The 23682-nt window shown below is 63.7% G+C and carries 19 protein-coding genes; 9 read left to right on the plus strand and 10 right to left on the minus strand.

Annotated features, from left to right (window positions below; all coding sequences use genetic code 11):
- Positions 1-6: 6 nt before the first annotated feature.
- The 5 genes from kynU to A6V37_RS01175 all read left to right on the plus strand — a co-directional run bounded on the left by kynU (position 7) and on the right by A6V37_RS01175 (position 7246).
- A complete protein-coding gene (kynU, locus tag A6V37_RS01155; protein WP_064268726.1) occupies positions 7-1257 on the plus strand; it encodes a kynureninase in 1251 nt (416 codons plus the stop codon).
- A gap of 10 nt (positions 1258-1267) precedes the next feature.
- Positions 1268-2221, plus strand: a complete 954-nt coding sequence (kynA, locus tag A6V37_RS01160) for a tryptophan 2,3-dioxygenase (RefSeq protein WP_064268727.1) — start codon at positions 1268-1270, stop codon at positions 2219-2221.
- A 960-nt stretch (positions 2222-3181) separates the two neighbouring features.
- Positions 3182-4594 (plus strand): D-arabinitol 4-dehydrogenase, encoded by a 1413-nt coding sequence (gene dalD / locus A6V37_RS01165; protein WP_064268728.1) that lies wholly within the window; start codon positions 3182-3184, stop codon positions 4592-4594.
- A gap of 132 nt (positions 4595-4726) precedes the next feature.
- A complete protein-coding gene (gene xylB, locus A6V37_RS01170) occupies positions 4727-6208 on the plus strand; it encodes a xylulokinase (RefSeq protein ID WP_064268729.1) in 1482 nt (493 codons plus the stop codon).
- 90 nt (positions 6209-6298) lie between these two features.
- Positions 6299-7246: a sugar-binding transcriptional regulator gene (locus tag A6V37_RS01175; protein ID WP_064268730.1), complete on the plus strand. Its 948-nt coding sequence runs from the start codon at positions 6299-6301 to the stop codon at positions 7244-7246.
- 40 nt (positions 7247-7286) lie between these two features.
- On the opposite strand, the gene A6V37_RS01180 is transcribed toward A6V37_RS01175, so the two are convergent.
- The 6 genes from A6V37_RS01180 to A6V37_RS01205 all read right to left on the minus strand — a co-directional run bounded on the left by A6V37_RS01180 (position 7287) and on the right by A6V37_RS01205 (position 13368).
- On the minus strand, positions 7287-8396 hold the full coding sequence (locus tag A6V37_RS01180) for an ABC transporter ATP-binding protein (protein ID WP_064268731.1): 1110 nt from the start codon (positions 8394-8396) through the stop codon (positions 7287-7289).
- 91 nt (positions 8397-8487) lie between these two features.
- Positions 8488-9189 carry an HAD family hydrolase gene (locus A6V37_RS01185; protein ID WP_064268732.1) on the minus strand — a complete coding sequence of 234 codons (702 nt, stop codon included), beginning with the start codon at positions 9187-9189 and terminating at the stop codon, positions 8488-8490.
- The gene (locus A6V37_RS01190; protein WP_207547641.1) at positions 9186-10019 is read right to left on the minus strand and encodes a carbohydrate ABC transporter permease; all 834 of its coding nucleotides are present in this window, start codon (positions 10017-10019) and stop codon (positions 9186-9188) included. The genes A6V37_RS01185 and A6V37_RS01190 overlap by 4 nt, the downstream gene beginning before the upstream one ends.
- A 38-nt stretch (positions 10020-10057) precedes the next feature.
- Positions 10058-10993 (minus strand): carbohydrate ABC transporter permease, encoded by a 936-nt coding sequence (locus tag A6V37_RS01195; RefSeq protein ID WP_064268734.1) that lies wholly within the window; start codon positions 10991-10993, stop codon positions 10058-10060.
- Positions 10994-11169: 176 nt separating this feature from the next.
- Complete coding sequence (locus A6V37_RS01200) at positions 11170-12492, minus strand: ABC transporter substrate-binding protein (RefSeq protein WP_064285690.1); 1323 nt, start codon at positions 12490-12492, stop codon at positions 11170-11172.
- A gap of 93 nt (positions 12493-12585) precedes the next feature.
- Positions 12586-13368, minus strand: coding sequence for an L-iditol 2-dehydrogenase (locus A6V37_RS01205; protein WP_064268736.1), 783 nt, complete (start codon positions 13366-13368; stop codon positions 12586-12588).
- Between the two features lie 327 nt (positions 13369-13695).
- On the opposite strand from A6V37_RS01205, the gene A6V37_RS01210 reads away from it, so the two are divergent.
- Genes A6V37_RS01210 through A6V37_RS01220 form a run of 3 tightly spaced genes read left to right on the plus strand, consistent with a single transcriptional unit; the run spans position 13696 to position 16335 of the window.
- Positions 13696-14640 (plus strand): metal ABC transporter solute-binding protein, encoded by a 945-nt coding sequence (locus tag A6V37_RS01210; protein WP_064285692.1) that lies wholly within the window; start codon positions 13696-13698, stop codon positions 14638-14640.
- A complete protein-coding gene (locus tag A6V37_RS01215) occupies positions 14637-15560 on the plus strand; it encodes an ABC transporter ATP-binding protein (protein ID WP_064268738.1) in 924 nt (307 codons plus the stop codon). Before A6V37_RS01210 ends, A6V37_RS01215 begins: the two co-directional genes overlap by 4 nt.
- On the plus strand, positions 15553-16335 hold the full coding sequence (locus tag A6V37_RS01220) for a metal ABC transporter permease (protein WP_064268739.1): 783 nt from the start codon (positions 15553-15555) through the stop codon (positions 16333-16335). The genes A6V37_RS01215 and A6V37_RS01220 overlap by 8 nt, the downstream gene beginning before the upstream one ends.
- A gap of 50 nt (positions 16336-16385) precedes the next feature.
- On the opposite strand, the gene fghA is transcribed toward A6V37_RS01220, so the two are convergent.
- The 3 genes from fghA to A6V37_RS01235 form a co-directional block, all read right to left on the minus strand.
- Positions 16386-17237: an S-formylglutathione hydrolase gene (gene fghA / locus A6V37_RS01225; protein WP_064268920.1), complete on the minus strand. Its 852-nt coding sequence runs from the start codon at positions 17235-17237 to the stop codon at positions 16386-16388.
- Between the two features lie 24 nt (positions 17238-17261).
- On the minus strand, positions 17262-18368 hold the full coding sequence (locus A6V37_RS01230; RefSeq protein ID WP_064268740.1) for an S-(hydroxymethyl)glutathione dehydrogenase/class III alcohol dehydrogenase: 1107 nt from the start codon (positions 18366-18368) through the stop codon (positions 17262-17264).
- A 226-nt stretch (positions 18369-18594) separates the two neighbouring features.
- On the minus strand, positions 18595-20052 hold the full coding sequence (locus A6V37_RS01235) for a xylulokinase (protein ID WP_064285694.1): 1458 nt from the start codon (positions 20050-20052) through the stop codon (positions 18595-18597).
- A gap of 425 nt (positions 20053-20477) precedes the next feature.
- Between A6V37_RS01235 and A6V37_RS01240 the strand changes: the two genes are divergently transcribed.
- Positions 20478-21890, plus strand: a complete 1413-nt coding sequence (locus A6V37_RS01240; protein ID WP_064285696.1) for a nucleobase:cation symporter-2 family protein — start codon at positions 20478-20480, stop codon at positions 21888-21890.
- A gap of 262 nt (positions 21891-22152) precedes the next feature.
- Here the strand turns inward: A6V37_RS01240 and A6V37_RS01245 are convergent, their stop codons facing one another.
- Complete coding sequence (locus A6V37_RS01245) at positions 22153-23682, minus strand: efflux transporter outer membrane subunit (RefSeq protein WP_064268743.1); 1530 nt, start codon at positions 23680-23682, stop codon at positions 22153-22155.

Genomic DNA, 23682 nt, shown 5'->3' on the forward strand with positions numbered 1-23682 from the left:
ATCGACATGAACCATCGTGACGAAGCACTGGCGCTCGACAGCGCCGACCCGCTGGCGACACTGCGCGACCAGTTTGCGCTGTCGCCGACCACCATCTATCTCGACGGCAATTCGCTGGGCGTGCCGCCCGCGGCTGCCGCGCAGCATGCGCAGACCGTGATCGCCGCCGAATGGGGCGAAGGCCTGATCCGCAGCTGGAACACCGCCGGCTGGTTCACGCTGCCGCGGCGACTCGGCAACAAACTGGCTCCGCTGATCGGCGCGGCCGAAAACGAAGTGGTCGTCACCGATACGATTTCGATCAATCTGTTCAAGCTGCTGTCGGCTGCACTGCGGCTGGCGAATGCACGCGACCCGAAGCGTCGCGTGATCGTCTCCGAGCGCTCGAATTTCCCTACGGACCTGTACATTGCGCAGGGTTTGATCGAGCAGCTCGACCGCGGTTATGAACTGCGCCTCGTCGACGATCCGTCCGAACTGCCCACCGCGATTGGCGACGACACCGCCATTGCGATGATTACGCACGTGAACTACCGCACGGGCTACATGCACGACATGGCCGCTCTCACGAAGCTGATTCACGAGAAAGGCGCGCTCGCGCTGTGGGACCTCGCGCATTCGGCCGGCGCGGTGCCGGTCGATCTGAACGGCGTCGGCGCGGACTACGCGGTCGGCTGTACGTACAAGTACCTGAACGGCGGCCCGGGTTCGCCCGCGTTTGTCTGGGTGCCCAAGCGCCATCAGAATGATTTTTCTCAACCGCTGTCTGGCTGGTGGGGGCATCGCGCGCCCTTCAAGATGGACCCGACCTATCAGCCCGATGACGGCGTCGGCCGCTTCTTGTGCGGCACGCAGCCCATGGTGTCGATGTCGCTGGTCGAATGCGGACTCAACGTGTTCCTGCAAACCGACATGCAGGCCATCCGCAAGAAGTCACTCGCGCTGACTGATCTCTTTATCGAGCTGGTCGAAACGCGTTGCAGCGAGTTTCCGTTGACGCTCGTCACGCCACGCGACCATGCGCAACGCGGTTCGCATGCGAGCTTTGAGCATCCGCATGGTTATGAGGTGATGCAGGCGCTGATCGCGCGAGGTGTGATTGGCGATTATCGCGAACCGCATGTGTTGCGCTTTGGCTTTACGCCGCTTTACACGCGTTTCGTCGATGTATGGGATGCCGTGGAGACGTTGCGCGAGGTGCTGGTGCATGAGACCTGGCGGGCCCCTGAATTTGCCGCACGCGGCGCTGTGACCTGAGGAGCGCGCGATGACCGATCATATGCAAACGCCGGGGTTGCCGGAAGAACAGGCGTCGCAGGGATGTCCGTTTGGGCATGGGCGGGCGGCGGCGCCTGCTGCCTCTGCGGCTGATTCCGGCGTGGCCGGCGCCACGGCTGCCGGTGAGGGCTGGCATGATGCGCAGCTCGATTTTTCGGAATCGATGAGCTACGGCGATTATCTGTCGCTGGGGAAAGTGCTGGATGCTCAGCATCCCTTATCGCCGGATCACAACGAGATGCTGTTCATCATTCAGCATCAGACGAGCGAGTTGTGGATGAAACTCGCGCTGTATGAATTGCGTGCCGCGTTGAAGGCCGTGCATCGCGATGAGTTGCCGCCGGCGTTCAAGATGCTCGCGCGTGTTTCGCGGATTATGGAACAACTCGTTCAGGCATGGAGCGTTCTCGCGACGATGACGCCGTCTGAGTACACAGCGATGCGGCCTTACTTGGGCAGTTCCTCCGGGTTTCAGTCTTATCAGTATCGGCAGATTGAGTTTTTGCTCGGCAACAAGAACGAGACGATGCTTAAGCCGCATGCGCATCGGGCTGATGTGTTCGCCGAGGTGAAGGCTTCGTTGGAGGCGCCTTCTTTTTATGATGAGGTTGTGAGGTTGCTGGCGCGGCGCGGGTTTGCTATTTCGCCTTCCAGGTTGGAGAGGGATTGGACTCAGCCTACTGCTCATGATGCTTCTGTTGAGGCCGCCTGGTTGGAGGTTTATCGGAATCCGTCCCAGCATTGGGAGTTGTATGAGATGGCTGAGGAGCTTGTTGATCTTGAAGATGCTTTCAGGCAGTGGCGGTTCAGGCATGTCACTACCGTTGAGAGGATTATTGGGTTTAAGCAAGGGACTGGGGGGACTAGTGGGGCGCCTTATCTCCGCAAGATGCTTGATGTGGTTTTGTTTCCTGAGCTTTGGCATGTTAGGACGATGCTCTAGGACGCTTTTTTTGCCTGCCCGGCGGTTTTGTTTGTGATCCTAATGTATTGGCCTTTCCTTGAATTCACGGTGGTCTATTGGCGTTGCCCCTGTGCGGGGCGGCACCTACTTTCTTTGCCGCGGCAAAGAAAGTAGGCAAAGAAAGCCGCTTCACACCGCAAATTCTTAAGCGGGTCCTCTGGCTTGGAGGGGGTAGTGGTGCATCTGGAATCCGTGCCCTCGCACATTCAGCGCCAGTGACAAGGCAGTCATACTTCCGGCGGCGCTGCGCGCTCCGCAGCGGTACTTCATTACACCGTTCGCCACTTCTTGCGCCCGCGGCATTTCATCAAGCCACTGGCCGCCTCCCAATCCATTAACAATTTCGGCACGTCGCCGAGGCGAAGCCAATGGCCGCGCTACGCCGAGGCAAAGCCACCGGTTTTCCAGGCGGACCGCTCCGGCGAGCGCGCAGCGCGAGGCGGGAAAAATGAGTGCCTTGTCACTCACGCGGAGTGTGCGAGATGACAGATTCCAGATGCACCACTACCCCCTCCAAGCCAGGGGACCCGCTTAAGAATTTGCGGTGTGAAGCGGCTTTCTTTGCCTACTTTCTTTGCCGCGGCAAAGAAAGTAGGTGCCGCCCCGCACAGGGGCAACGCTAATAGACCACCGTGAATTCAAGGAAAGGCCAACACCTTGCAGAGCACAGACAAAGCGGCATGCAGCCAACCACCACATCCACACCAATTTTCCGCACCGCACCACACACGACGACACGCCTCCATACCGTAAAAACCCACGATAAACCCAGAAAAAACCCAACCTTCACGCCGCGCCGCGCCAAAAAAACCCTCTCCCCTCGCCTTGACATTCGCATCACCGGGTAAGATCATTCGCTCACACACAGAGCAAATGCTCCAAACTGCAAAAAAAATCGCACGCCAACGCCGTGCAGGCAAAAACACCCAGGAGACGCACATGAACAGCGTGCAAGGCAGCGGCGCAGCCACCCACACAATCCTGCACATCGGCGCGGGATCGTTTCATCGCGCGCATCAGGCGTGGTATCTCCACCGCCTGAACGAAGCCAAATTGCCCGGCGAGCCGCACTGGTCGCTAACAGTCGGCAACATCCGCAGCGACATGAACGCCGTACTCGACGCGCTCACCGCGCAAAACGGCGTGTACACACTCGAAACCGTCACGCCCCAAGGCGAGCGCGCATACGAAACGATTCGCTCAATCGAGCGCGTAGTCCCATGGACCGAAAGCCTTGACGCGCTGATCGAAGCAGGCGCCGATTCCGCCTGCAAGATCATCGCGTTCACCGTCACCGAAGGTGGCTATTACCTCGACGAACAGGACAAGCTCGACACGGCCAACCCCGATCTGGCTGCCGACCTCAAGGGCGGCCACACCACCATCTACGGCGCACTGGCGGCAATTCTCGCGGCACGCATGCAACGGGGCGCGGGCCCGGTCACGCTGCAAACCTGCGACAACCTGCGCAGCAACGGCGAGCGATTCCATGCGGGCATGAGCGAATTCCTCGCAAGGCGCGGCGACGACGAACTGGCGCAATGGTTCGATGACTACGCCGCCTGCCCGAGTTCGATGGTCGACCGCATCACGCCGCGGCCCACGCCGGACGTGCGTGAACGCGTCAAGGCCGCCACCGGCGTCGACGACGCCTGCCCGGTGATGGGCGAGGCTTTCATCCAATGGGTGATCGAAAACCGCTTCATCACGGCACGCCCAGCGTGGGAGAAGGTCGGCGCGGAACTGGTCGACTCGGTCATGCCGTACGAGGAAGCCAAGATCCGCATTCTCAACGCGACGCATAGCTGCATTGCGTGGGCTGGCACGCTCGTCGGCCTGAACTATATTCACGAAGGCACGCTCGACGCGGACATCCGCAAGTTCGCCTTCGATTACGTCACCGAAGACGTGATTCCCTGCCTGACACCGAGTCCGCTCGATCTCGAACGTTATCGCGATGTGGTGCTCGAGCGCTTCAGCAATCCCTACATCCAGGACACGAATCAACGTGTCGCGGCGGACGGCTTTTCGAAGCTGCCCGGTTTCATCGCGCCCACGCTGAGCGAATGTTTCGAGCGTGGTGTCACGCCCGCCGCCACGGCGATGCTGCCCGCCCTGTTCTTCCGTTTTCTCGAACGCTGGCAAGCAGGCAAACTGCCGTATGCGTATCAGGATGGCGTGATGGACGAGCGCGTCGCGCGCGGCTTCTTCGCGGCAGACGATCCGCTGAAGGCGTTCGCCGCGGACCGGCTACTGTGGGGCGGCATGGCGCAAACGGCGGGACTTGAGGCGGCGCTGGCGGACGCGGTAGCACGCGTCGATGCGTGGCTCGTCAAACGCGGCGCGGACTGAGCGCCGCCTGCGCCACGCATCAAGCGCGCCGCACGGCATCGAAGTACCCGCGTTGCCAGGCTTAATGCGCATGGCACAGCGCGTGATGTGAGGCTAAAGTAGCGCATCTCTAACGACGAAGGTTTCGCGCCCATGTATCTCGGCATCGACCTCGGCACGTCCGAAGTGAAAGTCCTGCTGCTCGCCCCCACCGGACGCGTGATCGGCACAGCAGGCTCGCCATTCACCGTATCGCGTCCGCATCAGCGCTGGGCCGAACAGAATCCCGAAGATTGGTGGACAGGCACGCGCACCGCGCTCGCGGCATTGCGCGCGAAACATCCCGACGAGTTCGCGCAAATTCGCGGCATCGGCCTGTCGGGCCAGATGCACGGCGCCGTGCTGCTCGATGCGCAGAACCGCGTGCTGCGGCCCGCGATCCTGTGGAACGACATGCGCAGCGACAAGGAGTGCGCAGAACTGACCGAGCGCGCGCCGGACTTGCATAGCGTGGCCGGTAATCTCGCCATGCCCGGCTTCACCGCGCCAAAGCTGCTCTGGGTCGCACGCCACGAGCCCGAGATTTTCGCGCAGACCGCCTGCGTGCTGCTGCCGAAAGATTACTTGCGCCTGCAACTGACGGGCGGCAAGGTGTCCGATCCATCGGATGCCGCCGGCACGCTGTGGCTCGACGTCGCTCAGCGCGACTGGTCCGAGTCCCTCCTCGCCGCCTGCAACATGACGCGCGCGCAAATGCCCAGCCTGTGCGAAGGCAGCGCGCCGTCCGGCACGCTGCTACCCGAGGTGGCGCGCGAATTCGGCCTGAGCGACGGCGTCATCGTCGCGGCCGGCGGCGGCGACAACGCCACCAGTGCGATCGGCATCGGCGCAACGCAACCGGGCGACGGCTTCGTCTCGCTCGGCACGTCAGGCGTGCTGTGCGTGGTCGGCGACAGCTTCCGGCCGAATCCGGCCTCCGCCGTGCACGCGTTCTGTCACGCGATTCCGGATCGCTGGCATCAGATGAGCGTGGTGCTGTCCGCCGCGAGCTGTCTGCGCTGGGTCTGCAAGCTCACCTCGACCGACGAGCCCACCCTGCTCGCCGAAATCGAGGCGCTCCCGGCTGAAGCGCTGAACACCGCCCCCCTTTTCCTGCCCTATCTGTCCGGTGAACGCACGCCGCACAACGACCCGTATGCGCAAGGCGTCTTCTTCGGCATGAACCACGCCACCGATCGCGCGCTGCTCGGCTACGCGGTGCTCGAAGGCGTGACGCTCGCGCTCACCGACGGCCTGGACGCGCTGCGCGCGGCCGGCACTGAGGCGAAGGCGCTATCCCTGCTCGGCGGCGGCGCACGCAGCGATTACTGGGCGCAGTTGCTCGCCGACGCGCTCGACACCGCCACCCGCAAGCACGGCGGCGGCGAGACCGGCGCGGCGCTCGGTGCGGCGCGCCTTGGCTGGCTCGCCGCGGGCGGAGATCCGGCCACGGTGCTGACCAAGCCGCCAATCGAAAAGGAATTCACACCGAACCCGCGCCGCCATGCCGAACTGCGCGCGCGGCTCGAAGCCTATCGCGCGCTCTATCGCCACGTGCGGCCGCTGTTCGACCCCGCGCGGCAACCGCTCGCCTGACCGGCAAACCGCAGCCGGTGTCCGCGCGGATTTGAGTTAGCGCGCGCGGACCGGCTGCTATCATCGGCGCACTTCAAGCGAGCCGTCACCGTGCCCAAGTCCACAGAAAAATTAGATCTTGCTACCCGCGCCGCCTGGCTGTACTACGTCGCCGGCAATACCCAGAACGAAATCGCCGAGAAGCTGCAGGTGTCGCGGCCGGTTGCGCAACGACTGGTTGCCTTCGCGGTGGAAAAGAACCTGATTCGCGTGCGAGTCGATCATCGGCTGGCCGACTGCCTCGCGCTCGCCGATCAACTGTCGAAGCGCTACGGCCTGAGCATGTGCGAAGTGGTGCCGGTCGACAGCGACACCTCCGAGGAAGTCGACCGCAAGCTCGCGGTGGCCGGCGCGCAGGTGATGGAACGCTATCTCGGCGAAGAGAAACCGATGGTGGTCGCCGTGAGCAGCGGCCGGACGCTGAAGGCCGCGGTCGATCAGATCGCGCAGCTTGACCGTCCACAGCATCGGTTGGTATCGATGGTCGGGGCGATCGCCCAGGACGGCTCCTCGAACCGCTATGACGTCGCCCTGCACATTTCGGAGAAGACCGGCGGCAAGCATTTCCTGCTGCCCGCGCCGCTGCTCGCCGATAGCGAGACGGAGCGCGCGCAATGGTGCAATCACCGGCTGTACCGGATCGTCGAATCGCTCTCGGCGCAGGCCGATGTCGCGTTCGTCGGCATCGGCAATATCGGGCTGCAATGCCCGCTGCACGAAGACGGCTTCATTACATCGGCGGAAGTGGATGAGTTGATGCAGAACGGCGCCGTGGCGGAAATGCTCGGACTGCCAATCGATTCCGCCGGCGCCCATGTCGAATCGCCGACCGGCCGGCGCGTGACGAGCATCGCGCTCGACTCGCCGCCCCGGCGCCCCACTATCGGGTTCGCCGGCGGCCAGCGCAAGCGTGAAGCGCTGATCGCGGTGCTCAAAGGCGGCTGGCTGTCCGGGCTCGTCACCGACGAGTCCTGCGCGCGGGCCGCGCTCGAAGCCTGAGCGGGCTCGCGATTCACGCGAGCACCGCTTACTCCCATCCTCAGGCTGCCAGCACCTCGACGATCTTGCGCTGGAACGCTTTGCCCGCACTGTCGAACAGGTGACAGTGTTCCGGGGTGGCGCCGAGTTTTTGCGTATCGCCCTTGGCATGCCGCTCGAGCGGCGGAATCCGCGCGATCAGTCCATCCGGCGCAACGCTCGATTCCGCATATAGGTATGCCGCGTCGCCAAGTGATTCGACCGCCATGGTGCGGGCCGACACGCCGTCTTCGGTCATGCCTACGTGCAGATGCTCGGGGCGAATGCCGACCGTCACGTTGTCGCCCTGCTTGACCGTGCCCGGCTCCACCGCGACACGCTGCGTCTCGCCGGTTTCGTAGCGCACCGTGACGCCGTCGCGCGTGACCGACTGCACGACGCCTTCCATGAAGTTCATCTTCGGCGAGCCGATAAAGCCGGCGACGAAGCGGTTGGCCGGCGCGTGATACAGCATGGTCGGGCTGCCCACCTGCTCGAGATTGCCCGCGGACAGCACGACGATCTTGTCCGCGAGCGTCATGGCCTCGACCTGATCGTGCGTCACATAGATCATCGTGGTCTTCAGCTCGTCATGCAGGCGCGCGAATTCGAGGCGCATTTTCACGCGCAGGGCGGCGTCGAGGTTCGACAGCGGCTCGTCGAACAGGAACACCTTCGGTTTGCGGGTGATCGCGCGGCCGATCGCCACGCGCTGGCGCTGACCGCCGGAGAGCTGCTTGGGCTTGCGATCGAGCAGATGGTCGATGTGCAGGATCTTCGCCGCATTGCGCACTGCCGCGTCGATTTCCGGCTTCTTGGTGCCGGCGAGTTTCAGACCGAATGCCATGTTGTCGTACAGCGTCATGTGCGGATACAGCGCGTACGACTGGAACACCATCGCGATGCCGCGCTTGGCTGGTGCAACGTCGTTCACACGCATGCCGTCGATGGTCAGATCGCCGCCGCTGATGTCTTCGAGGCCGGCGATCATCCGCATCAGCGTGGATTTACCGCAACCGCTCGGGCCCACGAACACGACGAACTCGCCGTCCGCGATATCGAGGTTGATGTCGCGCATCACTTCGTTGTCGTCGTAGGCCTTTCTGATGTTGCGCAGGGTTACGCTTGCCATGATGTGTCTCCGTGTAATGCTGTGTGTTGCGTGTTCGCGTGTTCGTTGCTTCAGGAACTCGAGTTGCGTTGAGCTGATCCGGTTCGCCTGCTTACGGCGCGGCCGCCGTCGCGCTCAGCGTCCATTGCGCGGCCAGCTCCGGCAGTTGCTGCATGTCGTCGAACACATGACGCGCGCCGGCTGCATGCAGCTTGTCGATCTGCGCATCGCTCGCGTGGCCGCCGCCGATAAACCCGAGCACCGTCATGCCTGCCGCCGCTGCCGCTGTCACGCCCGTGACGCTGTCTTCAACCACGAGGCAGGCAGACGGTGCAAGACCAAGCCCCTTGGCCGCAGCCAGATAAACATCGGGCGCGGGCTTAGGATTGGGCACCGCGTCGGCGCAGAACAGGCGGTCGCCGAAAAACCTCACGAGCCCGGTGCGAGTCAGCACGGTTTCCACGTACGGCCGGAAGCTGTTGCTCGCACACGCTTTGATGAGCGGCACCTGGGCGAGCGCGGTTTCGATACCCTCGACCGTCGGCGCCTGTATCGCCGCCGCCTCGACTGCGCGGCGAATCGCGTCGATGTCTTCAGCAGCGAGGGTCTTGCCGAGCTGCGCCGCCGTGCCTTCCAACACCTTCTCGATGCGCAATCCCAGCAGCGGCATCACCACCGGTTCGACCTCGACGCCCGGCCAGCGCGCTTCGAGTTCGTGCACCAGCATGCCCGCCGCCACGGCCTCGCTGTCGATCAGCACGCCGTCGCAATCGCAGATCAGCGCGAATTGAGCCGCACTCGTGCCTGCCGTCATTTGACCGCCCCAAACGTGAGGCCGCGCACCAGTTGCTTCTGCGACAGCCAGCCGACGATCAGGATCGGCGCCACCGCCAGCAGCGATGCCGCGGACAGCTTGGCCCAGAACAACCCTTCAGGACTCGAATACGACGCGATGAACACCGTCAGCGGCGCAGCGTTCGAACTGGACAGGTTGATGCTCCAGAACGCTTCGTTCCACGAAAGAATCACGAGCAGCAGCGCGGTGGAGGCAAGCCCCGGCAGCGACATCGGCATCAGCAGATAGACGATTTCCTGCCACGTCGCCGCACCGTCGATCCGGCCGGCTTCAAGAATGTCGCGCGGAATTTCAGCGAAGTACGTGAACGACATCCACACCGCGATCGGCAGATTGATCAGCGTGTAGACGATCACGAGACCGGACACCGTATCGAGCAGGCCGCTGTTCTTCCACAGCAGATAGATCGGCACCAGCACGCCGACCGACGGCATCATCTTGGTCGACAGCATCCACAGCAGCACTTTCTGCGTGCGTCGCGTCGGGAAGAACGCCATCGCATAGGCCGCCGGCACCGCGAGAATCAGGCACAGCACCGTGACGCCCGCGGAGATCAGAATCGAATTCCACGCGAACGAAAAGTAATTGCTGCGCGCGAACACCTCGCGAAAGCTATCGAGTGTCGGAATAAAAAAGAGCGACGACGCGTACGCCTGCTGCTCGGTCTTGAATGCCGTGATCGTCATCCAGAAGATCGGGAAAAACAGCAGCAGTGCAACCAGCCAGGCGATCACGCCGGGAATGCCACGGCGAATGCCTTCGAAAGGCGACTTGGTGGGCACGGTCATGGGCGTCGCGCTCGACGCCGAGGTGGAGGCAATCTGGCTCATTTTTCGTACTCCCCTTTCAGGTTCTTCGCGAGCATCCGCACGAGGAAGAACGACACGATGTTGGCCAGCACGACAGCGAGAATCCCGCCCGCGGATGCGAGCCCCACGTCGAACTGTTGCAGGCCCAGCGAATAGATCAGGTACGACAGATTGGTGGTCGCCGTGCCGGGACCGCCGCCCGTGGTCGTGTAGATTTCGGCGAAGATCGACAGCAGGAAAATCGTTTCCATCATCACCACCACCGCGATCGCCCGTTTCAGGTGCGGCAGCGTGATGTAGAAGAACATGGAGAACGGACCCGCACCGTCGATCTTCGCCGCTTCCTTCTGCTCCTGATCGAGCGACTGGATCGCGGTGAACAGAATCAGGAACGCGAACGGCAGCCACTGCCACGCGACGATCATGATCACCGCCGTGAGCGGGTAGTCGGCGAACCAGTCGATCGGCTGCATCCCTAGCGCGCGCATGCCCTGCGCGATCAGCCCATACACCGGGTGCAGGATCATGTTCTTCCAGATCAGCGCGCTCACGGTCGGCATCACGAAGAACGGCGCAATGGCAAGCAGCCGCGCGATCCCCTGGCCGTAGAACTTGCGGTCGAACAGGATCGCCATCAGCACGCCGCCCACCACCGTGATCACCAGCACCGAGATGATCAGTTCGAGCGTGTGTCCGATCGAAGGGCCGAACGACGGATCGCCGGCGAGAAACTTGTAGTTGTCGAGACCGGCGAAGCCTTTGAGATCCGGATTCAACAGGTTGTAGCGCGAGAACGAAAACCAGATCGTCATCGCGAGCGGGATCGCCATCCACAACACCAAGATCGCGACCGATGGCGAGACTAGCCAGCGGGCGGAATTGGCTTTGCGGATTTCGCGTTCTTTTTCAGTCTGAGGATGGGCATGCATGAGAGGCAGGCGCAAAGGACGCATGATTGACCACCTGTTCGGTAAAGCGCGGGCCAGCCGCTGTCGCCGCGTGAGAGCCGCCGGGACATGGCACGACGCTGCGCGGCAAGAGGCGCGGCGGGAACGGCCCGCTGTGCTGCGTGGGCCGGCTGACGGGCGTCAGCCGGCGCGTGCCACGTCACTCACGTGGCTGACTTCTCCTACTTCTGATAGCCGGCCTGCTTCACCGCGCGATCCGCGGTGGCGTTGCCCGCTGCCAGCGCCTGATCGATCGTCATCTGACCGGCAATCGCGCCGGAGATGCTCTGGCCGACCACGGTGCCGAACGACTGGAACTCAGGAATCCCGACGAACTGCACACCGGTGTACGGCACCGGCTTGAGCGTCGGATGATCCGGGTCCGCCGTTTCGATCGCCTTCAGCACGAAGTCGCCGAACGGTGCAGCCTGCTTGTATTCAGGACGCGCGTAAGTGGATTGACGCGTTCCCGGGGGCACCGACGCCCAGCCTTCGTCCTTCGCGACCAGTTCGATGTACTGCTTCGAGGTGGCCCACGCGATGAACTTCTTCGCCGAATCAGCCTGCTTTGACGACTTCGGAATCGCCAGCGCCCATGCCCACAGCCAGTGCGAGCCCTTCGGCGTGACCGCGATCGGCGCGGCGGCAAAACCGACCTTGTCCGCGATTTGCGACTGCTGCTTGTTATAGAGCATGCCGGCGGCCACCGTGGCGTCGATCCACATCCCGCACTTGCCCGAGGACATCAGGGTGAGGTTCTCGTTGAAGCCGTTCGAGCTCGCCCCCGGAGGGCCGTCTTTCTTCAGCAGATCGACATAGAACGTGATTGCCTTCTTCCATTCCGGCGAGGTGAGCTGCGCGTTCCACTTCTCGTCGAACCAGCGGCCGCCGAAGGTGTTCACCACCGTCGTGCCGTACGCCATGTTTTCGCCCCAGCCCGCCTTGCCGCGCAGACAGATGCCGTAGATGCCGTTGGCCTTGTCGGTGAGCTTGTCGGCGAATTGGGCGATCTGGTCGTAGGTCGGCTGATCGGGCATCTTCAGGCCCTTGGCCGCGAACAGATCCTTGCGGTAATACGTCATCGAGCTTTCGACGTAAAACGGCAGCGCATACAGCTGGCCGCCGGCGGACAGGCCGTCGCGGGCCGTCTTGACGACGTCGTTCAGATCGTAATCGGCGGGCAGGTTGGTGAGCGGCGTGAGCCAGCCGCGTTTGCCCCATTGCGGCGTTTCGTACGCGCCGATCGTCATCACGTCGAACTGGCCGCTGCCGGTCGTGATGTCGGTCGTGGCGCGCTGACGCAGCACGTTTTCTTCGAGAATCACCCAGTTCAGCTTGATGTCCGGATTGGCCTTTTCGAACTCGGGCGAGAGTTTCTTCAGCTCGATCATGTCCGGATTGTTCAACGTGGCGATCGTGACCGTGGCCGCCGACGCGTGCAATGCAAAGCATGCAACAGCGCCGGCACTGACCGCCTTTAGCGCGGATTTGAGGACGGGTTTCATGTGTTGTCTCCTTTTCTCGTGCGTTATATCGTGCTGCGTTTGTTTTGCGAAAATGACAAAGAGTAACGATGAAGTTCAGTGAATCTGGCGGACTCAGCTCATCCAGTTGCCGCCGTCGACGTTCAGGGTTTGCGCGGTGATGTAGTCGGCATCCGCCGACGCGAGAAACAGGGCGGCGCCGGTCAAGTCGTCCGGCACACCCATGCGGCCAAGCGGCACCGCTTCGCCCACGAGGCGTTTCTTCTCGCCAAGCGGCCGGTTTTCATAGCGGGCAAACAGCGCGTCGACTTCATTCCACATCGGCGTATCGACCACGCCCGGCGCAATGCCGTTCACGTTGATCTTGTGCGGTGCAAGCGCCAGTGCCGCCGATTGCGTATAGCTGAGCACCGCCGCCTTGGTCGCGCAGTAGTGCGAGACGAGCGCCTCGCCGCGCCGCCCGGCCTGCGATGACATATTGATGATCTTGCCGCCGCGGCCCTGCTCGACCATGTGTCGCGCCGCCGCTTGCATCAGGAAGAACATGCCCTTCACATTGACCGCGAAGAGGCGGTCGAACACGTCCCAGGATTCGTCGAGAATCGGGCGCATATCGAAGAGCGCCGCGTTGTTGAACAGAATGTCGAGTTGGCCGAAACGCGCCAGGGTGCTCGCCACGATGCGCTCGATATCGTCGCGGCGCGTGACGTCGGCGCTCACGGTCAGCACGCGCTCGCCGTAGGTGGTGCGCAACGCGTCGCCGAAACTGTCGGCCGGTTTTACGTCGACCAGCACGCAGCGCGCGCCTTCGTCCAGATAGCGGCGCGCCACGGCTTCGCCGATGCCGCTTGCCGCGCCCGTCAGAATGGCCACCTTGTCTTGTAATCGTGCCGCCACTGCTTGTCTCCGGTTCGGTCCGACTTTTGAGTCGCGGTGAGCGAACGCTCATCACGCGAACAATTGCTCTGTTTGTGATCGAATGATCGGATACGAGCCGGGTCATGTCAAGGCGCGCAACCAGATTTCGATGTTGCAGCGCGGAAGGCCACATGCGGCGGCGCCCTGCCCCACACGGCACGAGCACGAATCGATCCACGAGCGCCGACCCGCTTGCGGCACGCACCGCTGCCAAAAAATCGAGATACGTTATATCATTTCGACCTCGCTTCACTTCGAGGCCTTCGCCGCTCGATGGCCCCAACCCTCCCGCAACAGGACAGGACAATGAACAGAATCGGCTCGATGTTGAACGCCGCGCGACGCGCACTGAGGCTGTCGAAATATGTCGCCGTCAGCGCCGCCGTGCTCGCGTTCGGCCAAGGCGCGATGGCCGCCGACGCGAAAATTCCGGTGGTTGCGGCGGAGAATTTTTACGGCGACGTGGTGCAACAATTGGGCGGTGATCGCGTCGAGGTAACGAGCATCCTGAGCAATCCGGATCAGGATCCGCATCTGTTCGAAGCCAGCCAGAAGACGGCGCGCGCGTTGCAGCATGCGAGCCTTGTGGTCTACAACGGCGCCGACTACGATCCGTGGATGGCAAAATTGCTGGCCGCGTCGAAGGGTACGCAGCGCGTCACGATCGTCGCCGCCGACCTCACGGGTAAGAAAGGCGGCGATAATCCGCACCTCTGGTACGACCCGGCGACCATGCCGAAGGTGGCACGCGCGGTGAGGGAAGCGCTCGCCGCGGCTGACCCGGCGCACAAGTCGGCGTACGATGCGAACCTCGCGAAGTTTCTCGATTCGCTGAAACCGGTCGACGCCAAGGTGGCCGAGCTGCGCAGCCGCTACGCGGGCGTGCCGGTCACGGCGACCGAGCCGGTGTTCGGCTATATGTCTGAGGCGGTGGGCCTGACGATGCGCAATCTGCGCTTCCAGCTCGCCACGATGAACGACACTGAAGCCAGCGCGGCCGATATCGCCGCGTTCGAACGCGATCTGCGCGAGAAGCGGGTGCGTGTTCTGATCTATAACAGCCAGGCAACCGAGGCCCTGACCAAACGCATGTTGAAGCTCGCCCAGCAATCGAAGGTGCCGACCATGAGCGTTACCGAGACCGAACCGGCCGGCAAGACCTATCAGACGTGGATGCTGACGCAGCTCGACGCGCTGGCCGCGGCGCTGGCCTCGGGCGATGCCGGCGCCGCGAAAGGGAAAACTCAATGACACAGACTGGCAGCAGCGCGCCGGATCGTGCGCCCGTCCTCGAACTCGAGCACGTCACGCTAGAGCTCGGCGGCCGCACGATTCTGCGCGACGCCGGTTTCGTGGTGAACCAGGGCGAATTTATCGGCGTGCTCGGACCGAACGGCGCCGGCAAGACCACGTTGATGCGCGCGGTGCTCGGCCTCGTGCCCGCATCGAGCGGTGCGATCCGCGTGCTGGGGCAGCCGGTCGAGCGCGGGCATGCATCGATCGGTTATATGCCGCAGACGCGCAGCGCGCTCGCCGGACGGCGCGTGCGCGGGCGCGACTTCGTCGCCATGGCCGCCGACGGTCACCACTGGGGCCTACCGCTTGCGAGCGCCTCAACCCGTGCGGAGGTCGACCGCGTACTGGACCTGGTGGGCGGCAGCACACTGGCGAAGCGGCCGTTGTCGGAACTCTCGGGCGGCGAGCGTCAGCGGCTGCTGCTCGCGCAATGCCTGCTCGGCAACCCGAAACTCCTGCTGCTGGACGAACCGTTGATCAGCCTCGACCCGCATCATCAGAAGAGCGTCGTCGAACTGGTGCGGCGCGTGCAGCAGGAGCTCGGCATTGCCGTGCTGTTTTCGGCGCATGAACTGAATCCTCTGCTCAACTCGCTCGACCGCGTGCTGTATCTCGGCAGCGGCGTGGCGGCGCTCGGCACCGTCGACGAGGTGATTACGCGGCCGGTGCTGTCGCGCCTCTACGGTTCGCCGATCGACGTGATGCGCGTGAACGGGCGCATCTTCGTGATGTCGGGCGGCGTCGAAGTCGAAAAGCACGATCACGAGCACGAACAGGACGAAGACGGCGGCCACGGTCATTCACATTCGCACGGCCACTCACATGGCCACTCACACCCGCACGACTCGCACGACGGACACACGCACGATGTTTGAATACGACTTCATGGTGAACGCATTCGCGGCGTCGGGGATCGTCGCGGTGCTGTCCGGCGTGGTGGGCTACTTTCTGGTGATGCGCGGACAGACCTTCGCCGGCCACGCGCTCTCGCACGTCGGCTTCACCGGCGCGACCGGCGCGGTGCTGATCGGCATCTCGCCGATCTGGGGGATGATCGGCTTCACGCTGGCGGCCGGCGTCGGCATGGGCGCGCTCGGCGAGCGCCTCGCCGGACGCGATGTGGCGATCGGCGTGATCCTCTCGCTGTCGCTCGGCTTTGGCTTGCTGTTTCTGCACTTCTTCACCGCCTACGCGACCCAGGTCACTGCTCTGCTGTTCGGCAACGTGCTCGGCGTGAATGCGTCGACGCTCGGTGTGCTGGCGGCGTTGGGCGTCGTGAGCTTGCTGGCGCTCGCGGCGATCATGCGGCCGCTGCTGTTTGCCTCGTTGCAGCCGGAACTGGCCGAAGCCAAGGGCGTGTCGCTGCGTCTCGTGTCGGTGCTGTTTCTCGCCATTGCCGCACTGGCCGTGGCGGCGTGCACGCAGATCGTCGGCGTGCTGCTGGTGTTCACACTGATGGTCGGCCCGGCGGCCGCCGCGCAGAACATGACCACGCGGCTGTCGACCGGCCTCGTGCTCGCGGCGGCGTTTGCGCTGCTGCAGGCGTGGCTCGGTCTGACGCTCGCGTTCTATACGGATTGGCCGACCAGCTTCTGGATCACCGTGCTCTCGGCAGTGGTGTACGGCGGGAGTTTGTTGAAGCGGCATTGAAGCGATGATGGCGGCATGCCGCCGCCATCATCCTGCAGGACTGCCAGACCTCAGCCGAGCAGCACCTTCGCGTGATGCGCGAGATGATCTTCGATGAAGGTCTGGATGAAGTAGTAGCCGTGGTCGTATCCTGCGTGACGGCGCAGCGTGAGCGGCTGTTCGGCAACCCGGCAAGCGGCTTCGAACACATCCGGATTCAACTGCTCCGCGAGGAACTGATCCGCGAGCCCCTGATCGACCAGAATCCCCGCAGCGAATTTGTGCGACGCATGCGCCACCAGCTCGCTCGCGTCGTACTGCTTCCACGCTTCACGGTCCTCGCCCAGATAACCGCTGAACGCTTTCTCGCCCCACGGACAGCGCATCGGCGCGGCAATCGGCGCGAACGCCGACACCGACCGGTAGATCGAAGGATTGCGCAGCGCCAGCATCAACGCGCCGTGCCCACCCATTGAATGCCCGAAGATACCGAGGCGCGCGCCGTCCACCGGCAGATTCGCGAGCACCGTTTCGCGCAGCTCGTCGCGCACGTATGAGTACATCCGGTAGTGCCGCGCCCACGGCTCGCGCGTCGCGTCGACGTAAAAACCCGCGCCCACGCCGAAGTCCCATGCCGCGCTTTCGCCCGGCACACCCGCACCGCGCGGGCTCGTGTCCGGCGCGATCAGCGCAATGCCGTGCTGCGCCGCGAAGCGCTGCGCGCCGGCCTTGATCGCGAAGGTTTCTTCCGTACAGGTGAGGCCTGCGAGATAGAACAGCGCGGGCACTTTCGCGCCGGCCTGCAAGGCTTGCGGCGGCAGATACACGGAAAAGCGCATCGGCAGGCCGATGGTGGACGAGTCGTGCTTGTAGAAGCGCTGCTCGCCGCCATGACAGGCGTGCGACGACAGTAGTTCAAGCATCGCCATGCTCCTCGTTGTGCGGCATCAGTACAGCACGACCGAGCGGATCGACTCGCCCTTCTTCATCAGATCGAAGCCTTCGTTGATGCGTTCGAGCGGCAGACGGTGCGTGATGAGGTCGTCGATATTGATCTTGCCTTCCATGTACCAGTCGACAATCTTCGGCACGTCCGTGCGGCCGCGCGCGCCGCCGAAGGCCGAACCCTTCCACTGGCGGCCCGTCACCAGCTGGAACGGGCGCGTGCTGATCTCCTCGCCCGCCGCTGCCACGCCGATGATGAACGACTGGCCCCAGCCCTTGTGCGTGCACTCCAGCGCCTGGCGCATCAGCTTCGTGTTGCCGACGCATTCGAAGGAATAGTCCGCGCCGCCATCGGTGAGTTGCACGATGTGATCGACCACGTTCTCCACTTCGTTCGGGTTGATGAAGTGCGTCATGCCGAATTTCTTCGCCAGCTCGACACGGCCCGGATTGATATCCACGCCGATAATCTTGTCAGCGCCGACCATCTTCGCACCCTGAATCACATTCAGGCCAATGCCGCCGAGACCGAACACCACCACGTTCGCGCCGGCCTCGACCTTGGCCGAATACACCACGGCGCCCACGCCCGTCGTCACGCCGCAGCCGATGTAGCAGATCTTGTCGAACGGCGCGTCTTCACGCACCTTCGCGACCGCGATTTCCGGCACGACGATGTAGTTCGAAAACGTGGACGTGCCCATGTAGTGAAAGAGCGGCTTGCCGTCCAGCGAGAAACGCGAGGTGGCGTCGGGCATCAGCCCTTTGCCTTGCGTCGAACGGATCGCCTGGCACAGATTGGTCTTGCGCGAGAGACAGAACTTGCACTGGCGGCATTCCGGCGTGTAGAGCGGAATCACGTGATCGCCCTTCTTCAGCGTGCCGACGCCCGGACCCGTATCGACGATCACGCCTGCGCCCTCATGGCCGAGAATCGCCGGGAAGAGGCCTTCAGGGTCCGCGCCGGAAAGCGTGTAGTAGTCGGTGTGGCAGATGCCCGTGGCTTTCACTTCGATCAGCACTTCACCGGCGCGCGGCCCTTCCAGATCGACTTCTTCGATCGTCAACGGCGCGCCGGCTTTCCATGCGATGGCTGCTTTGGTCTTCATCGTGAATGCTCCTGTGAGTCTGTCAGTGCGAGGCGCGTCGCCGTGGCATGCATGGCGGCGCGCGCGTGTTGAGGGTCGGTGCCGCGGGCGATGGATATGTCGCGCAAGGCGCCGGCGTTGTCATTGCTGCCACGACGCAAGACGCCAAGCTCTACCTTAGCGGGCGAGAAACGTCATGGTATTGCAAAGCGCGTCACGGCATGGTCTGAATCGGACATCGGGAGGATCATTGATGCGGTGTTTCGGCAAACCAGGTTTCAACCCGGCCGTACAGATCGAGAAAGCGCGCGTAGCGTTCGGCGATGGCCGCATCGCCTTGCGGCGCCGCGACCCGCGTCGCGCCCGGCGCGAGTGCGGCGAGATCGCGCGCGTGCCAGTGTCCGCTCGCGAGGCCGCCAAGAATAGCCGCGCCACGCGGCGCCGCATTGTGACAATCGACCGCATGCAGCTCGACGTTCAGCGCGTCGGCGAGCAACTGCCGCCAGCGCGCGTCGACGGAGCCGCCGCCGGCGAGCTTCAATGACGTCACCAGCGCGCCGCTCGCGCGAATCGCATCGAGCCCGGCACGCAGCGAGAACGCGACGCCTTCGAACGCGGCGCGCATCAGCGTGCCGCGCGTGTGCTCGAGCGCGAGACCCAGCCAGCCGCCGCGCGCCATCGGGTTGAGCCAGGGCGTGCGCTCGCCGGTGAGGTACGGCAGGAACGTGAGACCGGTCGCAGCCGCGGCGGGTGTGCCGGACGCGTCGCCGAACGCTTCGCCGAATGCATCTCCATAAGCCTCCGCCCATTCATACGACAGCCACCCGCGTGCGCGTTCGAGTGCTATGCCGACGTTTTGCATCGCCGCCATCCGGTACCAGTGATCGCTCGCCGCCCGGTAGCGATGCAACCCCTTCACCGGCGCGGGCGCCTGCCCGGCAAGCACGACGATCTGGCCGCCTGTGCCCGTAGTGAGCAAGGCGTCGCCGTCGCGCGCCAGTCCACTGCCGAGCGCGGCGCAGGGCGTGTCGGCGGCGCCGGTCGCGAGCACGATGCCGGCACGCAAGCCGAGTGCTTGCGCCGCCTGTTGCGAGAGCACGCCCCCCGCCGCATACGACGGCGCCAATGGCGCGAACCACTCAGGCGGGATCTCGAGCCGCTCGAGCAGCGCCGTGTCCCACACACCGGCGGGATCGGCGAGCGCGGTTGCACAGGCATCGGAAGGATCGGTCACGATCGCGCCGCCGAGCGCGACGCGCAGCCAGTCTTTCGGCTGCAGCGCCCAGCGCGTGCGGCTCGCGGAGTGCGGTTCATGCAGCACGATCCAGCGCAACAACGGACCGGCCATGCCCGGCGCAACCGGATTCGGCTGCGGGTCGGGCCAAGCGTCGAGCAAGCCCAGCGCGCGCGTGTCGGGCCACAGCATGGCAGGCCGCACCGCTTCGCCCGCGGCATCGATCAGCACGACACCGTGCATCTGCCCGGAGAAGCCAATCGCCCGCACGTCGCGGCGCAATGCTTCGGGCAAGCGCGCCGCCGCATCGCACAGCGCGTGCCACCAGGTTTGCACATCCGTTTCCGCCCAACCCGAGTGCGGCGTGTCGAGTGCATACGCGACGCTCGCCACCGCTCGCTCGTGGCCGTTTTCGTCGACGATTGCTACTTTGAGGGAACCGGTCCCAAGGTCTATACCAAGAAAACTCATGGACGAAAAAGCATCAAATTGGGAGACGCGTACGAGCGCGCGAAAGTTGCCGGAGCGGCCAGATTTTCCTCGCCGGAGCGAGATGCGGGGAACGCGTCCGAACGCACGCCGAAAACCCCGAATCGCGGGTTAACCCGCCTACGCCGCGAGCAACGTCAAAACAGCACTATGCGCAAAACGAGATACACCTCATTGATTCTCACACATATCTCGATGAGCCGGGTTCGCGCGGCGCGCGCCTTCGGATCGCTGCTGCAAGGGACCTACCGGCCATCAACCGGGGATGCACCTTAATTTTGGCTTTCAAATGACCCTCGCGCATATCGTCACCGCAAATGCCGGAATAGGCCCCAGTGGTCTTGTTGCACTATTTCATCCCCTATAACTTGGAGCCATCCCAAAACTAGATGGTGGAGAGAGACGATATGCAAGCGAACACGGTTCACCCGTGCGACGAGCGACTGCCCGCGGGCCAGTTGCTGACCCTCGGCATTCAGCACGTTTTGGTGATGTATGCCGGTGCTGTCGCAGTGCCCCTGATCATCGGCGCGGCGCTCAAGCTGCCGAAAGACCAGATCGCGTTCCTGATCAGCGCCGATCTGTTTTCCTGCGGTATCGCCACGCTGATCCAGACGCTCGGTTTGTGGATCTTCGGCATCCGTCTGCCGGTCATCATGGGCTGCACGTTCGCAGCCGTCGGTCCGATGGTGGCGATCGGCACCAATCCCTCGCTTGGCATTCTCGACATCTTCGGCTCGACGATCGCGGCCGGCGTGGTCGGCATCCTGCTCGCGCCCGCGGTCGGTAAATTGCTGCGCTTCTTCCCGCCGGTCGTGATCGGCGTGGTGATCTCGGTGATCGGCTTGTCGCTGATGGAAGTCGGTATCAACTGGGCGGCCGGCGGCGTGGGTAATCCGGATTACGGAAATCCGGTCTATCTCGGCCTCTCGTTGCTCGTGCTGATGCTGATTCTGCTGATCAACAAGTTCGCCAAGGGCTTCCTCGCCAATATCTCGGTGCTGCTCGGCATTGTCGCGGGCTTCGTGATCGCGCTCGCGCTCGGCCGCGTCAATATGGACGGCGTCACGCACGCACCGTGGGTCGGCTTCGTCATGCCGTTCCACTTCGGCATGCCGCACTTCGATCCGCTGTCGATCGCGACAATGGTCACGGTGATGTTCGTCACGTTCATCGAATCGACCGGCATGTTCCTCGCGGTCGGCGACATGGTGGATCGTCCGGTCGATCAGAAGACACTGGTGCGCGGTCTGCGCGTTGACGGCCTCGGCACGCTGATCGGCGGCATCTTCAACTCGTTCCCGCATACCTCGTTCTCGCAGAACGTCGGCCTGATCGGCGTGACCGGTGTGAAGAGCCGTTTTGTCTGCGCGATGGGCGGCGTGATCCTGGTGCTGCTCGGCCTGTTCCCGAAGATGGCACAAGTGGTCGCGTCGGTGCCGGCTTTCGTGCTCGGCGGCGCGGGTATCGTGATGTTCGGCATGGTCGCGGCGAACGGCATCAAGGTGCTGTCGAAAGTCGACTTCGTGAAGAACCACCACAACCTGTTCATCGTCGCGGTCAGTATCGGCCTTGGGCTGGTGCCGGTGGTGTCGCCCCGCTTCTTCTCGCAACTGCCGCCGGCGCTCTCGCCGCTGCTGCATAGCGGGATTCTGCCGGCGTCGGTGTCGGCGGTCGTGCTGAACCTGATCTTCAACGGCGTGAAGAGCGAGCGGAAGGCACGCCGCGAAATCCGCAGCGCCGGCCACGACTTCGACGGACGCGGCGGTAATGAGTCGCAGCAAGGCGACAATATGCTGCGTTCGGCGGATCTGCACTGAGCGAGCCTCGGCAGGCGCGGCGGCTGGACAAATGCCACTGCCTGCCCAAGCCTATCGCTTGATCTGTCGATAGGCACTTTTTGAGTTCCAGAAAAAGCCCCTGTCAGTCGACGACTGACAGGGGCTTTTTGTTGGCGGGTCGCTTTGGCTCGCTCAAATAAGACAAAGCCCTTGGGACCATCGGTCCCAAGGGCTTTGAGGCAGTGCCAAGGCAAGTTTCCCTGAAACAGAAACCCGCCCTAAGCGCCAGCTGCTACAAGACTCAACCCGCCTTGGCTGCCGAAGCCGCCACCGGCGCACTCGCCGCGCCGTAGTCAACCGGTGCGTCGGCCGGGCGCGGCTGGTCGCCGTTGTGTTCGATCCAGCCGCCGCCGAGTGCCTGATACAAATCGACCAGGTTCTGCAGGCGCTGCATGCGCGCGGTAATCAACGACTGCTGCGCCAAATACAGATCGGTCTGCGCGGTCAGCACCGACAAATAGCTGTCGACGCCGTTCTTATAACGCAGATCCGACAGATCCAGCCGGCGCTGCTCGGCAAAGGTATTGCGCTCGAGCGCCTGGATCTGCTGATCGTACGTGCCGCGTGCCGCGAGGCCGTCTGCCACTTCGCGGAAGGCCGTCTGGATCGCCTTTTCATACGTGGCGATCTGGACGTTCTTCTGGATGTGGGCGAGATCGAGATTAGCCTTGTTCTGGCCGCCTTCAAAAATCGGCAACGTGATCGACGGCGAGAAGCCCCATGCCGCCGAACCCGGCTTGAAGAGCCCACCGAGCGTCGGGCTCAGCGTGCCGAAGTTGCCGGTCAGCGAGACCTTCGGGAAGAACGCTGCGCGCGCCGCGCCGATATTCGCGTTGGCCGCGAGCAGATTCTCCTCGGCCTCCATGATGTCCGGACGACGCGTCAGCAGATCGGACGGCAGGCCCGCCGGAATATCCGTGAGGAGATTCTGGTCGCTCAACGTCAGACCCGGCGGCAAGTCGGCCGGCAACGGCTCGCCCACCAGCAGCACCAGCGCGTTTTCAGCCTGAGCCCGCAAGCGCGCCTGCTGCTGCAGGTTGGCGAGCGCCTGCTCGACCACGGTCTGCGCCTGGCGCAGATCCAGCTCGGAACCCGTACCGTTGTCGAACTGCAGCTTGGTGATCCGGTACGACTCCTGCGCGGTCGTCAGCGTGTTCTGCGTGACCTTCAGCAGATCGTCCAGTTCGAGCACCGTCAGGTACTGATCCGCCACCTGCGAGACCAGCGAGATTTCCGCCGCCTTGCGCGCCTGAGCCGTGGCCAGGTACTGCGCCAACGCCTGATCCTTCAGGCTCTGAATCCGCCCGAAGAAGTCGATTTCCCAAGACGCGTTCAGACCGACCGAGTACTGGTTGGAAATCGTCTGGCCAGCGAACGACAGGTCCTTCGGCGTACGCGATTTGCTTTGCGAAGCCGCGGCGTCGAGCGTCGGCAGCAGACCGGCGCGAACGATCCGGTACTGCGCCTGCGACGCCTGCATGTTCAGCACCGACACGCGCAGATCGCGGTTGTTCTTCAGCGCGATGTCGATCAGCCGCTGCATGCGCGGATCGACGAAGAACTCGCGCCAGCCGATGTCGGCCGCAGCCACGCCGTTCGCGCTGCGTGCGCTGGCGGCGTCCGGCTGGGTCGCGCCCGGCTGCGTGTCGTACACGCCGCCGGTCGGGAAGGTCGCCGTCACGGGCGGCGCCGGGCGCTCGTACTTCGGCGCCATCGTGCAACCCGCGGCGAACAACGCGACTGCCACTGCAATCAGAGAATGTTTTTGCAT

The organism is Paraburkholderia ginsengiterrae (genome assembly GCF_001645125.1).
Classification (GTDB): domain Bacteria; phylum Pseudomonadota; class Gammaproteobacteria; order Burkholderiales; family Burkholderiaceae; genus Paraburkholderia; species Paraburkholderia ginsengiterrae.

Bases quoted from the DNA above. Each gene is read 5' to 3' on its own strand.
- kynU (WP_064268726.1), top strand. From the start codon at position 7: ATGAACCATCGTGACGAAGCACTGGCGCTCGACAGCGCCGACCCGCTG.
- kynA (WP_064268727.1), top strand. From the start codon at position 1,268: ATGACCGATCATATGCAAACGCCGGGGTTGCCGGAAGAACAGGCGTCG.
- dalD (WP_064268728.1), top strand. From the start codon at position 3,182: ATGAACAGCGTGCAAGGCAGCGGCGCAGCCACCCACACAATCCTGCAC.
- xylB (WP_064268729.1), top strand. From the start codon at position 4,727: ATGTATCTCGGCATCGACCTCGGCACGTCCGAAGTGAAAGTCCTGCTG.
- A6V37_RS01180 (WP_064268731.1), bottom strand. From the start codon at position 8,396: ATGGCAAGCGTAACCCTGCGCAACATCAGAAAGGCCTACGACGACAAC.
- A6V37_RS01185 (WP_064268732.1), bottom strand. From the start codon at position 9,189: ATGACGGCAGGCACGAGTGCGGCTCAATTCGCGCTGATCTGCGATTGC.
- A6V37_RS01190 (WP_207547641.1), bottom strand. From the start codon at position 10,019: ATGACCGTGCCCACCAAGTCGCCTTTCGAAGGCATTCGCCGTGGCATT.
- A6V37_RS01195 (WP_064268734.1), bottom strand. From the start codon at position 10,993: ATGCGTCCTTTGCGCCTGCCTCTCATGCATGCCCATCCTCAGACTGAA.
- A6V37_RS01200 (WP_064285690.1), bottom strand. From the start codon at position 12,492: ATGAAACCCGTCCTCAAATCCGCGCTAAAGGCGGTCAGTGCCGGCGCT.
- A6V37_RS01210 (WP_064285692.1), top strand. From the start codon at position 13,696: ATGAACAGAATCGGCTCGATGTTGAACGCCGCGCGACGCGCACTGAGG.
- A6V37_RS01215 (WP_064268738.1), top strand. From the start codon at position 14,637: ATGACACAGACTGGCAGCAGCGCGCCGGATCGTGCGCCCGTCCTCGAA.
- A6V37_RS01220 (WP_064268739.1), top strand. From the start codon at position 15,553: ATGTTTGAATACGACTTCATGGTGAACGCATTCGCGGCGTCGGGGATC.
- fghA (WP_064268920.1), bottom strand. From the start codon at position 17,237: ATGCTTGAACTACTGTCGTCGCACGCCTGTCATGGCGGCGAGCAGCGC.
- A6V37_RS01230 (WP_064268740.1), bottom strand. From the start codon at position 18,368: ATGAAGACCAAAGCAGCCATCGCATGGAAAGCCGGCGCGCCGTTGACG.
- A6V37_RS01235 (WP_064285694.1), bottom strand. From the start codon at position 20,052: ATGAGTTTTCTTGGTATAGACCTTGGGACCGGTTCCCTCAAAGTAGCA.
- A6V37_RS01240 (WP_064285696.1), top strand. From the start codon at position 20,478: ATGCAAGCGAACACGGTTCACCCGTGCGACGAGCGACTGCCCGCGGGC.
- A6V37_RS01245 (WP_064268743.1), bottom strand. From the start codon at position 23,682: ATGCAAAAACATTCTCTGATTGCAGTGGCAGTCGCGTTGTTCGCCGCG.